The following is a 12182-nucleotide window of genomic DNA, read 5'->3' as shown; positions in this document are numbered from 1 at the left end:
TGTTCGTAGCCAGGACTGACCGCGGGGAGCCCGGGACTCTAAAGCGTCAGCACGATCCGGCCGCCGGCGTCGCCTGCGGCCTGGCGGGACCATGCGGTGGAGACGTCGCCGAACGGCACTACCTCGTGGGAGACCGTGAGGCGGCCCTCTGTCGCGTGGGTGGCGACCACGCCCAGCGAGTCGGCTCGCTCGCCCACGGACAGGCCGTTGTTCGTGTAGCCGAGGATCTTCAGGGAGCCGCCCCGGATCGTCGCGGAGTCGACCGGTGCGGTTGCGGCGGCCGAGCTGCCCAGGTTGACCAGGCGGCCGCCGGGGCGCAGGACTTTCAGCGCCGCTGCGGCCGGCACCCCGAAGAGCGGGTCGATCACCAGGTCGACCAGGCCGGACACGGCGCGCAGCCGGTCGGCCAGCGTGACCGGGTCGTCGTCGGGCAGCAACGGCACTGCCGCCTCGGCGCCCAGCGCGACGGCACGGTCCCGGCCGGCGGCGGAGCGGGATACCGCGATCACCCGGGACGCCCCGCCCAGCAGGGCGAGTTGCACAGCGGCCTGGCCGACCACCCCACCCGCGCCGAGCACGACCACCACTTCGCCCTCGGTGAGCCCGCCGGTGCGGGTCAGGGCGGCGTGCGCCGCCACCGCTGAGAGCCCCAGTGCGGCGATCAGCGGCAGTGGCGCGTCGGGCGGCAGGGGCACGACGTCGACGAACGGGACCGAGACGGCCGCGGTCATGCTGCCGTCGCCGGGGCGCATTCCGGCCGAGGTGGCGAACCAGACCGGGGTGCCGTCGTCGCGGTGCCCGACACCCTGCACGCCGGGGACGTACGGGGTGGCGGGCGGCCCGAAGTAGCTGGTGCCGGTGGCGCAGAGGACGTCGAGCGGGGTGATCGGCGCCGCCGTGACCGTGATCGGCACCTCGCCGACTCCGGGCACGGGCGGCCGTCGCTGCTCGACCGATGGCGGTCGGCCACACATGCGCAGGACGGCCGCGGGGATCATGTCGCGATGTCCGGGTAGGGCAGGTCGAAGTGGGCGAGCCGAGCCCCGTACGCCTTCTGGTATTCGAGGGGTTCGGTGTTGTCCCGTTCGAACATGGCGATGAACAGGGTCAGCGTGAGAAACGGGTGGGCGCCGAGCGCGAAGAGGCGTACGTGGTCCTGGTCGATGAGGGCTGACCGCTCCTCGTCGGTGAGCCGAAGCCACGTGCTGGCCTCACCGGTGTGGCAGTTGAGCACCGCGTTGGCCTGCGATGCTTCCCACCACGTCACCAGTTCACGGGGCGTGGACCGATAGCGCTCCACCAGCTCCGGATCTCTGTCCACCGTGTACAGGAATTTGTTCAGCAGATATTTGCTCACGCCGGGACTCCGTTCGGGTACCAGGTGAAGTAAGCCTCCATCGTGTGGAACAAATCAAGAGTGTCGACGTGATCGGCTTTGGCGCCGGCCCCCGCCACGCCCATCATCAGCATGAAGTCCATGAAGCCGTGGGTGGCGTTCCCTGGGCTGTGCAGGCTGTCGAGCGTCACTTCGCGTACGCAGTTGTCGAGGTCGCCGGTTGCGATCCATTCGACGGCGCGGCGGTCGAACTCGGGGTCGGGCCCGTGCGGCCCGAACTGCCGGGGGCCGCCGAGCTCGAGGGACAGGTGCCCGGTGCCGACGATGGCGACCCGCAGGTCCGACGGCCACTCCTCGACGATCTTGCGGATCGTCTCGCCCAGCTTCACGAAGCGCGACGGCTGCGGCAGCGGCGGCGCGAAGATGTTCGTGTAGATCGGCACGATCGGCAGGTCGGCCTCGGGTCGCAGCGTGATGATCGGGCACGTGATGCTGTGGTCGATGCGCAGCTCGTTGCTGAAGGCCAGGTCGAAGCCCTCGTCGAGGCCGGCCCGCAGGATGTGCGAGGACAGGTCCTCCTGCCCTTTGAGCAGCATGCGCGGCAGGCCGAACTCGCGCTCCTCGTTGTACCAGTTGGCGTCGTAGAACGGCGCCTTGCCGACGAGGAACTGCGGCATGTTGTCGAGCCAGAGCTGGTGGAAGTGGTCGGAGCCGACCATCACGAGCACGTCGGGGTTCGCGCGGGTGAGCGTCTCACGGAAGGCCAGGATCTTGCGGGTCCACTCGTCGGCGAACGGTGGCCGGTCCTCGCCGGTGGCCGTGCTGGCCTTGTAGTAGAACGGGTGATGGGTGGATGCGATGACCGCGACGATGCTGGCCATGTAAGTCGATCTCCTAGGGCTCGTAGACGGCGTTACGGTCGACGGTGCGATAAATGTCCATGCCGAGCGGCCGTCGACGTTCTTCGGCCAGGTGCCCGAGCAGGCCGGCCGCGCGGGCCAGCAGCGCGAAGCCGCGCAGCAGGTCGGTGGGGAGTCCGAGGTCGGCCAGGGCGGCCCCGCAGACCCCGGCGCCGTTGAGCGGCAGCCGGCGGCCGAGCACCTCGGGGTGCACCCGCCCGATCGCTTCGAAGAGCCGCAGGTGGGGCCCGCGTAGCCCTTCGTTCTCGGCGATCGCGATCAACACGGGCGTACGCGGATCTTGTTCTTTGTGCACGGGGTGCCCGAGGCCCGGGATGAGCCGTTTCTCATCACGAGCCTTGCGTACGGCGTCCAGCGCGATCTTGTCGTAGTCGCGTTCGGTGCCCGCGTCCACCAGGGTCTCGGCCAGGAATCGTCCACAGTCCTCGGTCACGCCGAGGAAGCGCGATCCCCCGCCGAGCAGCCCGGCGGCGAGCGCGCCTTGCAGCGACTCGGGGGCCGACAGGTAGGTGAGGCGGGCCGCGATCGCCGTGGGCGTGAAACCGTGGTCGGCCAGCGCGACGAGAACCGCTTCGAAGACCCGTACCTCGGACGGGGTGGGACGACGACCGGCGACCAGCCAGAACGCCAGCTCGCCGAAGCCGACCCGGCCCATCAGCTCGGCGGCCAGGTCGTGACCCAGCAGCGAGATGGTGTCGGGGGTCGACGTGCCGATGCCGGTCGGGAAACTCAGCTCCTCAGCCACTTGCGGATCTCCTCGCCGTGCTCGTCCAGCCCGGGCGGCGGCAGTTCGTAGCCCGGCCGGGTCTCGCTGAAGGTGATGGGGTTGCGGATGCCGGGCACGCCGCCGGTGGTGACGACCGGGTCGAGGCCCAGTTCCTCGGCGAACGCGACCCCGCCGTCGATCGTGTTGATCGGGGCGCAGGGCACGCCCGCCGCGATCAGGTCACGGAACCATTCGTCTTTCGTACGGGTGGCCAGCCGCTCGACGAGCAGAGGCCGGAGTTGTTCGCGGTTGGCCGTGCGGTCCTGGTTGCGCCCGAAGCGGGGATCGTCGGGCAGCCCGGGCAGGTCGAGCACCTGGCACAGCTTGCGGAACTGCCCGTCGTTGCCGGCGATGATGATCAGTTCTCCGTCGGCGGTGGGCAGGGGCTCGTACGGGAAGAGGCTCGGGTGCGCGTTGCCCATGCGGAACGGCACGGTGCCGCCGGCGACGTAGCCGCTGGAGTGGTTGACCAGCCCGGAGAGCGCCGAGCTGAGCAGGTTGACCTCGACGTGCTGGCCGCGGCCGGTCTGTCCACGGTGGTGCAGCGCGGCCAGGATGCCGATGTTGGCGTGCAGGCCGGCCATGACGTCGAAGACCGAGATGCCGGCGCGGTAGGGCGAGCCGTCGGGGTCGCCGGTGAGGCTCATCAGGCCGGAGATCGCCTGCACCATCAGGTCGTAGCCGGGCAGGCCGGCGCCCGCTCCGGTGCCGAACCCGCTGATGCTCGCGTAGACGATCTTCTCGTTGCCGGCCGACACGGTGTCGTAGTCGAGCCCGAAACGCGCCAGCCCGCCCGGCCGGAAGTTCTCGATCATGATGTCGGCCCGCCGGGCGAGTTCCTGCGCGTCCGCGAGGTCTGCGGAAACCTTGAGGTCCAGCGCGATCGACCGTTTGTTGCGGTTGATGCCCAGGTAGTACGTCGACACGTCGTCGCGTACCGGCGGCATCCAGGTGCGGGTGTCGTCGCCGGCCGGCCCTTCGACCTTGACGACCTGCGCGCCGAGGTCGGCCAGGAGCATGGTCGCGTACGGCCCCGCGAGGATGCGGGAGAAGTCGGCGACCAGCAAGCCGGCCAGTGGACCCGTTGCAGACATTCGAACCGCCCGTTCTGCGGACACCTGTCCGCCGAGTCAGCTTGCCCCCGTACACCCTCGGTGTCAACGGTTCGTTGATCTCGCCGAAACAAACTATTGACCTCGAAAGTGACCGGTAGCACACTGACCGCATTCGCCCTGCCCGGCCAGCGGACAGTGGTCCGAATTCCTGGAAAGGATGGCCGATGATCTTCCGCAATGGCCTGGTTCTCACCATGGACGACTCGCACACCGTGCTCGAGAACGCCGACGTGCTGGTCGTCGACGACAAGATCGCTGAGATCGGGCCGAACCTCACCGCCCCCGACGGCGACGAGGAGATCGACGCCTCCGGCGGAATCATCATGCCCGGCATGATCGACACCCACCGGCACATGTGGCAGACCGCGATGCGCGGCTACGGCGCCGACTGGACCCTCACCCAATACTTCGTCTGGTACTACCTCGAGTCGGGCAAGCACTTCCGGCCCGAGGACATCTACGCCGGCAACCTGCTCGGCGCTCTCGAGGCGATCGACTCCGGCGTCACCACGACCGTCGACTGGTCGCACGGCCTGCAGAGCACCGACCACGCCGACGCGGCCGTCGACGCGCTCGAGGCGGTGCCCGGCCGGTTCGTGCTCGCCTACGGAAACATCCAGCAGGGGCCGTGGGAGTGGTCGACCTCCAAGGCCTTCCAGGACTTCTATCGGCGTCGCATCGACGGCGGCAAGCTGGCCGGCTTCCAGATGGCCTTCGACGTTCCCGGCGACCCCGCGTTCCCCGAGAAGGCCGCCTTCGAGGTCGCTCGTGAACTGGGCGTCTCGGTCACCACGCACGCCGGCGTCTGGGGCGCGACGAACGACGACGGCATCCGCCTCATGCACGACAACGGCTTCATGAGCCCGGGCCAGGTCTACGTGCACGCGGCCACGCTGTCGGACGACTCCTATCAGCGCATCGCCGCGAGTGGCGGCTCGGTGTCGGTGTCGACCGAGAGCGAGCAGAGCGCCGGGCAGGGATACCCGCCCACCTGGCAGCTGCGCAAGCACGGCATCCCGGTGTCACTGTCGATGGACACCAGCGTGTGGTGGAGCGGCGACCTGTTCTCGGCGATGCGCACCACGCTCAGCGCCGACCGCGTACGCGAGCACATGGAGGCGCACGGCAAGCAGGAGACGGTCACCCATCACCACCTGCGCGCCGAGCACGTCGTCGACTGGGGCACGCGCGGCGGCGCGAAGGCGCTGGGCATGGACTCGACCATCGGCGCGCTCACCCCGGGCCGCCAGGCTGACATCGTGCTGATCAAAAACGACGACTCGCCGGCGATGTATCCGGTGCTCAACCCGTACGGGCATGTGGCTTATCAGGCGGCGCGCGGCGACGTGCACACGGTCGTGGTCGGCGGCCGGGTGGTCAAGCGCGACGGCAAGCTGGTCGACACCGATCTGGCCGCCGCCCGCGCGAAGGTCGGCGCCACGCTCGACCACCTGCGCGAGACGCTCGGCGAGGAGGCCTGGAAGCGCGGCATGAACCCGGACATCCCCGAGGCCCGGATCCTGCACAACCCGTATCAGTACACCAAGTAGGGTTCCCTCTCATGCGCCAGAGCGGGATGACGGACAGCGGAAGGGGTGCGGGACCCGACTTCATCGAGGCTCTGGCTCGTGGACTCGACGTCCTGCGCTCCTTCCGCCCCGGCACCCCGGCGATGACGCTCAGTGAGATCGCCGCGCAGACCGGCCTCGCCCGCCCGACCGTGCGGCGCATCCTGATCACGTTGGAGGCGCTGGGCTACGTGCGCGCCGACGGCCGCGGGCACGCGCTCACCCCGCGCGTGCTGGAGCTGGGCATGGCGTACGTCAATGCCCTGAACATGTGGGACGTCGCCCGTCCGCACATGGAGAAGCTGGTCGCGCTGACCAACGAGTCGACGTCGATGGCCCAGCTCGACGGCGGCGACATCGTCTATGTGGCGCGGGTCGCCGTTCCGAAGATCGTCACGCTCGCGGTCACCATCGGCACTCGCTTCCCGGCCCCGGCGACGTCGATGGGCAAGGTGCTGCTGGCGTCGCTGCCGCCCGGCGAGCTCACCGCGGCACTGGCCGAGCCGTCCCGCTCGGGCATCCGCGCGCGCTGGCAGCCCACGGCCGAGGACGTCGACGCGTCACTGCGCGAGGTGCGGGCCAAGGGCTGGGCACTGGCCGATCAGGACCTCGCGCCGGGCATCCGCTCGATCGCCACCGGTGTGCGCGACGGCGACGGACGAGTGGTCGCCGCGATCAACGTCACCGTGCACGCGGCCGAGACGTCGGTCGAGACCCTGATCGACGACTACCTGCCCAAACTGCTGCGCACCGCGGCCGACATCGGCCACGACTGGTCACTCACCGCCGCCGTCCCCGCGAGCACCGTCACTAGCAGCGCCTGAAGGACGGCGGCTCACCGTCGCCGGCCGCGGCCTTCTCGGCCTGGTCGGCCATCTCGATCGCCAGGTCGATGGCCTTGACCGCCTCGGGTGACGCGGTCGCGGCGAGCTCGTGGGCGATGCGCTGCATCTGCCGCACCTGGGTCGGGCTCAGCCGGTCGAAGACCAGACGACGAGCCTCCCGTACGTGATCCGGGGCGGCCGCCTCGAGCATGGCCATGCCCTCTCGCGTGAGCACGGCCTCGATGCAGCGGCTCTCGCCGACGGTGTTGGTGCGCCGTTCGACGTAGCCCTGGCGCTCCAAGCGGCTCACGGCGTGCGACAGCCGGGACAGCGAGCCGCCGGCCAGCATCGCCAGGTTGCTCATCTGCACGGCGTGATCATCGGGCTGGGACAGCGACGCCAGGATCGAGTATTCGAAGAAGTTCAGCCCCGAATCGCGCTTGAGCTGGGCGTCGATCGCGGTCGGAAGGGCCATCAGCATCGCGATGAGGGTCATCCAGGCCGCGCGCTCCTCACTGTCGAGCCAGGGAACCGCCTCGGTCGTGTCATCGCTCACTCCGGAAGAATAGCCGCCCCCCGCGACTTGAATGTTCAACACTGTCGTGCAACAGTCGACTTGAACATTCAATCCGTGAGGGAGCAAGCACATGGCTGTTCTTCGAATCGACGCGAGCATCCAGGGCCCGGCGTCGGCCTCCAGCGAACTGGCCGACCTCGCCGAGGCCGAGTGGACCACGGTCCGTCCGGAGACCGATTTCGTACGCCGTCACCTCGGCGCCTCGCCCCTGCCGGCGGACGCCTGGGCCACCGTGGTGCACGCCAACTTCACACCCGAGGACCAGCGCACCGACGAGCAGCGCACCGCCGTCGCCCTCGCCCGGCAGCTCGCCGCCGAACTGCGTGACGCCGACGCGGCGATCCTGGCCCTGCCGTTCTACAACTACGGCGTCTCCCAGCACGTGAAGACCTGGGTCGACCTGGTCCTCGCGGGCACCGACCCGTCCGAGAAGCTGCTCGGCGGCAAGCCGGTGATCGTGCTGACCACCCGCGGCGGCTCCTACGCCCCCGGCAGCCCGCGCGAGGGCTGGGACCACAACACCGCCTACCTGCGCACGATCGTCCAGGACCTGTGGGGCGGCGACCTGACCATGATCGAGCGCGAGTTCACCCTGGCCGGCGTCAACCCGGTGCTCGACCAGTTCATCGAGACCGGCGAACTGATGAAGAAGGCCGCCCACGAGGCCGCGCTGCACGCCGGGCGCACCCTCGCCGCGCGCTGATCCACTCTCGTCCCGCTGTCGTGCCGCTCTCGCGGGGAAATGTTCGGACCTGCGGGGCGGTAAAACGGAGTGAACCCTGCAAAGATCGCCGCTCATGGAGACCACTGTGGCGGCGGTTTACTGCGAGGGCTGGAACGGCGCACTGGTCAACCCGCTGACCGCCGACCGGGCCGAAAGCCGCGATTCCGCCGGCGAGCCGTACACCGTGGTGCTGCTCGCCGGCGGGCGCCCGCACTTCGTGCTCGACATCTCGTGGGCCGAGGGCTACGTCGGGGTCACCCGCCTCGGCACCGGGGGCCGCACGATCGCCACCCACGAGCTGCGCCGCGCTCCCGAGGGCGACCTCTTCCTGCGCGTCACGACCACGTCGGACCGCCCGTCGCGCCACCGCACCACCTGGCAGATCGGCGGCCTGCGGATCGACTCCATCGAGTCGACCGGTGCCCGGGGCGGCCCGCACACCCTCAGCGACCTCGGCCGCACCCCGCCCCGCCTGCCGATCCCCGCCTTCGGCCGGTGGAAGGCGCTGCTCGACCGCACCGGCCGGGTCCACGCCGAGATCTGCACCGGGCCCTACCGGGAGGAGTGCACGGTTCCCGTCGAGACCGACGGTCCCTTCCAGATCGTCGACGACGGCTACCACGTCCTCCCGGTGTCCGCCTCCGGCGAGCGGCCGTGGCATCCCCCGCGGCCCAAGCGTCCCCGCGGCCTCGACACGCTGTTCCGCAACGGCGCCGAAGGCTCGGCGGACGGGCGGCGCATGAGCATCTCGACCTTCCCAGCGGGCAAGCTGAACCTGCCGTCGGGCCGGCTGGTCGCGGCCGACCCCACCCGGTTCGACCGTGACCCGGAGTCGTTCCGCACCACGGTGACCCCCGGCACCTATCCCGTGACAGTCAGCCTCGCGAGCTTCACCGACGATCCGGAGCACCGGTTCGTGGCGGCCGTCCGCCTCGACGTCGCCGACCGGCGGCCCGTCACCTGGGAGATGGCCCTGCGCGACGGCCAGGACCCGTTCGACCTGGGCTACGGGGAGTTCTTCGGCTTCACGGTGGAGACCGGCATCGCCTGCTTCGTCGACGAGGACCACCTCGGACGGATCTCCAGCGAGGGAACGGACCTGGAACTGACGCGCGAGCGCTTCACGAACCAGGCCGACGGCGACCTGATCGCCTGGTCGAGCGGCTGGGGCGACGGCTACTACCCGACGTGGATCGGCCGCGACCACTCCGGCCGCGTCGTCACGTTCGTCGCCGACATGCTGCTGTTCGACCAGGAGGGCTAGGCGGCCGGCTCCGCACGCCTACCGCGCGTTGCGCCGGGGCAGTCAGCGCTCGCTGGACCCTCACGCCCTGACCGGTTTTCGGGCGCGACCATTTACGCAGGTCGCCGTGGTGGGGTGAGCGTTCTGGGCGCGCCAACGCCCTGCTCACCCCACCACGGCCCTCGGCGGGAGCGACGGCCGGCAACCCACCACCCCGCTACGACAGGCCCTTGATCTTGGCTTTAATGGCCGTTGAAAGCGTCGCGCATCCGACTGAAGAAGCCGCCCTGCTTGCTCAGCTCGGCGACGTCTTCCCCGCGGGTCTTGGCGAAGTCGCGGAGCATGCGCTCCTGGTCGACCGTCAGCTTCGTCGGCGTCTTGACGTCGAGGTGGACGAAAAGATCGCCCCGGCCCTGACCGCGCAGATGCGGGACGCCCTTGCCGCGGATGCGCAGCGTGCTGGCCGGCTGGGTGCCCGACTTGACCTCGATGCCCTCTTCGCTGTCGAGCGTCTTGATCGTGAGGCGGGTGCCGAGCGCGGCGGCGGTCATCGGCAGCGTGACCCGGCAGTGCAGGTCGTCGCCCTTGCGGGAGTAGACGTCGTGCGGCCGCTCGTGGATCTCGACGTAGAGATCGCCGGGGGTGCCGCCGCCGGGGCCGACCTCGCCCTGCTGAGCGAGGCGGATGCGCATGCCGTCCTCGACGCCGGCGGGGATCTTCACCGTCAGCGAGCGGCGGGTGCGGACGCGGCCGTCGCCGGCACAGGTGGGGCAGGGGTGCGGGATGACCGTGCCGTGTCCCTGGCAGGTGGCGCAGGGGCGCGACGAGACGACCTGGCCGAGGAACGTGCGCTGCACGCTCTGCACTTCACCGCGGCCGCCGCAGGTCTCGCAGGTGGCGAGGTGGGTGCCGGGGGCCGTGCCGGCCCCGGAGCACTGGGTGCACAGGACGGCGGTGTCGACGGTGATCGGGGCCTCTACGCCGAACGCGGTCTCGACGAGGTCGAGCTCGAGGCGCAGGATCGCGTCGGCGCCGGGACGGGTGCGCGGGCGCGGGCCGCGGGTGCTGCCGCCGGCCGCGCTGCCGAAGAACGCGTCCATTATGTCCTGGAAGCCGACGAACGGGCCGGCGCCGCCGGGACCGCCGGGACCCGCGCCGCCGCCGGGCGCGAGGGGGTCGCCGCCGAGGTCGACCATCTGACGCTTCTGGTCGTCGGAGAGGACCTCGTAGGCCGCGTTGATGTCTTTGAACTTCTCGTGCGCTTCCGGATCGGGGTTGACGTCCGGGTGATATTGCCGAGCCAGTTTGCGGTAGGCGCGCTTGATCTCGTCGTCGGTGGCTTCCCGGCTCACGCCGAGAATGCCGTAGTAGTCCTTGGCCACGGGCTCCGCAATCCTCGTCAGTTCTGTGCTAGAAGGTCGCCCACGTAGCGTGCCACCGCACGAACGGTCGCGATGGTGCCGGGGTAATCCATCCGGGTGGGACCGAGCACACCGAGCCCACCGACGATCGTCGCCCCTGGGCCGTAGCCCGTGCTGACCACCGACGCCGACCGCAGGTTGTCGATCTTGTTCTCGTCGCCGATCCGGACCCGGGTGGTGCTCGGTTCCAGGTCGCCGATCAGCTTCAGCAGGATGACCTCTTCCTCGAGTGCCTCGAGGACGGGGCGCAGCGTGCCCTGGAAGTCGAGCACGCCCCCACGAGTCAGATTAGCCGTGCCCGCCAAGGCGAGGCGTTCCTCACTGCGCTCGACGAGCGTCTCGAGCAACACCGAGGCCAGGCAGGCCATGGTGGCGCGGCTGCCGGGCGCGCAGTCGTCGACCAGGGTCTGCACGAGCGGCGGCGTGTCGGCCAGTTTCTGACCGGCCAGTTTTTCGTTGACGCGGCGGCGCAGGTCGGTCACGTCGTCGGCCGCGATCGGGCCGGGCAGCTCGACCAGGCGCTGCTCGACGCGGCCGGTGTCGGCGATCATCACGAGCATGAGGCGCGTCGTGGAGATCGGCACCAGCTCGAGGTGGCGGACCGAGGACCGGGCCAGCGACGGGTATTGCACGACGGCGACCTGGCGGGTCAGCTGGGCGAGCAGCCGCACGGTGCGGTGGACGACGTCGTCGAGGTCGACCGCGCCGATCAGGAAACGCTCGATGGCGCGGCGCTCGGCCGGGGTCAGTGGCTTGACCCGGGAGAGCCGGTCGACGAAGAGGCGGTAGCCGGCGTCGGTCGGCACGCGGCCGGCGCTGGTGTGCGGCTGCCGAATGTAACCTTCCTCCTCCAGCACGGCCATGTCATTACGCACCGTAGCCGGGGAGACGCCGAGTTGGTGGCGCTCGACCAGCGATTTGGAGCCGACCGGTTCCTGCGTCTCGACGTAGTCCTCGACGATTGCCCGCAGCACCTCGAGCTTGCGGTCATCCAGACTCATGACCCCTCCCTCGCCCGGCACGCTTGAATTTCCCTGGCACTCTTACTGACCGAGTGCCAGTCTACGTCGCCACCGGCGGCAGCGCGATGATCGCGGGGACTGTCTATTCACCGACCGGATCGCATGTCGCTCTCGACCGCCGTTGAACTGCGGCTCTACCGTGAAACCATGACTGAACCGCCGCGCCCGCCCGGTGATCCAGACCCGAACGACCCGACCCGGCCGTTCGACCCTTATGCGCCTAACGACCCGGCCCCCGGATCGGCACCGCCTCCGCCGCCGCCCTACAAAGGTTCCCCAGGCTACGGCTATCAGGGGCCGCCTCCCGGCTACCGCCCCGGGCCCTCCCAGGACGACAAGACCTGGGTGCTGATCGCCCACTTCGGCGGCGCGGTCGGCGCCCTCGTCGGCGGCGGTCTGGCCGGCTGGGTCCCGCCGTTGATCGCGCTGCTCGCCAAGGGCCCCCAGTCGCCCGCGGTGCGCGCCGAGTCGATCAAGGCCCTGAACTTCCAGATCGTCTGGGCGGTCGTCGGCTTGATCGGCTGGGCCACCGTCTGCATCGGGATCGGCCTGGTCATCATCCCGATCGCCACGCTCGTCGCGATCATCTTCGGCATCGTCGCCGGGGTGAAGGCCAGCAACAACGAGCCGTACAACTACCCGATGACCGTCAATTTGATCAAGTAG

The 12182-nt window shown here is 69.9% G+C and carries 13 protein-coding genes; 5 read left to right on the top strand and 8 right to left on the bottom strand.

The annotated features are described in order from the left end of the window. Nucleotides 1-38: 38 nt before the first annotated feature. The 5 genes from EER30_RS34420 to EER30_RS34400 all read right to left on the bottom strand — a co-directional run bounded on the left by EER30_RS34420 (nt 39) and on the right by EER30_RS34400 (nt 4116). Nucleotides 39-932 carry a quinone oxidoreductase family protein gene (locus EER30_RS34420; protein WP_240670477.1) on the bottom strand — a complete coding sequence of 298 codons (894 nt, stop codon included), beginning with the start codon at nt 930-932 and terminating at the stop codon, nt 39-41. 62 nt (nt 933-994) lie between these two features. Continuing rightward, a complete protein-coding gene (locus EER30_RS34415) occupies nt 995-1357 on the bottom strand; it encodes a hypothetical protein (protein WP_127504871.1) in 363 nt (120 codons plus the stop codon). Then, nucleotides 1354-2217 carry a DODA-type extradiol aromatic ring-opening family dioxygenase gene (locus tag EER30_RS34410; protein ID WP_127504869.1) on the bottom strand — a complete coding sequence of 288 codons (864 nt, stop codon included), beginning with the start codon at nt 2215-2217 and terminating at the stop codon, nt 1354-1356. The genes EER30_RS34415 and EER30_RS34410 overlap by 4 nt, the downstream gene beginning before the upstream one ends. 13 nt (nt 2218-2230) lie before the next feature. Beyond that, the gene (locus EER30_RS34405) at nt 2231-3001 is read right to left on the bottom strand and encodes a citryl-CoA lyase (protein ID WP_164842587.1); all 771 of its coding nucleotides are present in this window, start codon (nt 2999-3001) and stop codon (nt 2231-2233) included. Then, nucleotides 2986-4116, bottom strand: a complete 1131-nt coding sequence (locus tag EER30_RS34400; protein WP_127504867.1) for a CaiB/BaiF CoA transferase family protein — start codon at nt 4114-4116, stop codon at nt 2986-2988. Before EER30_RS34400 ends, EER30_RS34405 begins: the two co-directional genes overlap by 16 nt. A gap of 185 nt (nt 4117-4301) precedes the next feature. Between EER30_RS34400 and EER30_RS34395 the strand changes: the two genes are divergently transcribed. Together EER30_RS34395 and EER30_RS34390 are read left to right on the top strand one after the other, a co-directional pair. Beyond that, nucleotides 4302-5687 (top strand): amidohydrolase family protein, encoded by a 1386-nt coding sequence (locus EER30_RS34395; protein ID WP_127504865.1) that lies wholly within the window; start codon nt 4302-4304, stop codon nt 5685-5687. A gap of 11 nt (nt 5688-5698) precedes the next feature. Further along, a complete protein-coding gene (locus tag EER30_RS34390) occupies nt 5699-6529 on the top strand; it encodes an IclR family transcriptional regulator domain-containing protein (protein ID WP_240670476.1) in 831 nt (276 codons plus the stop codon). Here EER30_RS34390 and EER30_RS34385 read toward each other — a convergent pair. After that, complete coding sequence (locus EER30_RS34385) at nt 6516-7085, bottom strand: MarR family winged helix-turn-helix transcriptional regulator (RefSeq protein ID WP_205650540.1); 570 nt, start codon at nt 7083-7085, stop codon at nt 6516-6518. The genes EER30_RS34390 and EER30_RS34385 overlap by 14 nt on opposite strands. Before the next feature lie 91 nt (nt 7086-7176). Between EER30_RS34385 and EER30_RS34380 the strand changes: the two genes are divergently transcribed. Next, nucleotides 7177-7809: an FMN-dependent NADH-azoreductase gene (locus EER30_RS34380; protein WP_127504863.1), complete on the top strand. Its 633-nt coding sequence runs from the start codon at nt 7177-7179 to the stop codon at nt 7807-7809. A gap of 94 nt (nt 7810-7903) precedes the next feature. After that, nucleotides 7904-9094 carry a DUF4241 domain-containing protein gene (locus EER30_RS34375; protein ID WP_127504861.1) on the top strand — a complete coding sequence of 397 codons (1191 nt, stop codon included), beginning with the start codon at nt 7904-7906 and terminating at the stop codon, nt 9092-9094. A 221-nt stretch (nt 9095-9315) separates the two neighbouring features. On the opposite strand, the gene dnaJ is transcribed toward EER30_RS34375, so the two are convergent. Next, nucleotides 9316-10455 carry a molecular chaperone DnaJ gene (dnaJ, locus tag EER30_RS34370; protein WP_127504859.1) on the bottom strand — a complete coding sequence of 380 codons (1140 nt, stop codon included), beginning with the start codon at nt 10453-10455 and terminating at the stop codon, nt 9316-9318. A gap of 17 nt (nt 10456-10472) precedes the next feature. Further along, complete coding sequence (gene hrcA / locus EER30_RS34365; RefSeq protein ID WP_127504857.1) at nt 10473-11495, bottom strand: heat-inducible transcriptional repressor HrcA; 1023 nt, start codon at nt 11493-11495, stop codon at nt 10473-10475. Nucleotides 11496-11663: 168 nt separating this feature from the next. On the opposite strand from hrcA, the gene EER30_RS34360 reads away from it, so the two are divergent. Next, nucleotides 11664-12182, top strand: a complete 519-nt coding sequence (locus tag EER30_RS34360; protein WP_127504855.1) for a DUF4870 domain-containing protein — start codon at nt 11664-11666, stop codon at nt 12180-12182.

Source organism: Actinoplanes solisilvae, from assembly GCF_003999975.1.
GTDB classification, from domain to species: Bacteria; Actinomycetota; Actinomycetes; order Mycobacteriales; family Micromonosporaceae; genus Actinoplanes; species Actinoplanes solisilvae.
This window is presented reverse-complemented; position numbering and strand designations above follow the sequence as displayed.

What these genes read in the sequence shown, in the direction of transcription:
- EER30_RS34410 (WP_127504869.1), bottom strand. Translation starts at nt 2,217, where the DNA reads ATGGCCAGCATCGTCGCGGTCATCGCATCCACCCATCACCCGTTCTAC.
- EER30_RS34400 (WP_127504867.1), bottom strand. Translation starts at nt 4,116, where the DNA reads ATGTCTGCAACGGGTCCACTGGCCGGCTTGCTGGTCGCCGACTTCTCC.
- EER30_RS34395 (WP_127504865.1), top strand. Translation starts at nt 4,302, where the DNA reads ATGATCTTCCGCAATGGCCTGGTTCTCACCATGGACGACTCGCACACC.
- EER30_RS34390 (WP_240670476.1), top strand. Translation starts at nt 5,699, where the DNA reads ATGCGCCAGAGCGGGATGACGGACAGCGGAAGGGGTGCGGGACCCGAC.
- EER30_RS34380 (WP_127504863.1), top strand. Translation starts at nt 7,177, where the DNA reads ATGGCTGTTCTTCGAATCGACGCGAGCATCCAGGGCCCGGCGTCGGCC.
- EER30_RS34375 (WP_127504861.1), top strand. Translation starts at nt 7,904, where the DNA reads ATGGAGACCACTGTGGCGGCGGTTTACTGCGAGGGCTGGAACGGCGCA.
- hrcA (WP_127504857.1), bottom strand. Translation starts at nt 11,495, where the DNA reads ATGAGTCTGGATGACCGCAAGCTCGAGGTGCTGCGGGCAATCGTCGAG.
- EER30_RS34360 (WP_127504855.1), top strand. Translation starts at nt 11,664, where the DNA reads ATGACTGAACCGCCGCGCCCGCCCGGTGATCCAGACCCGAACGACCCG.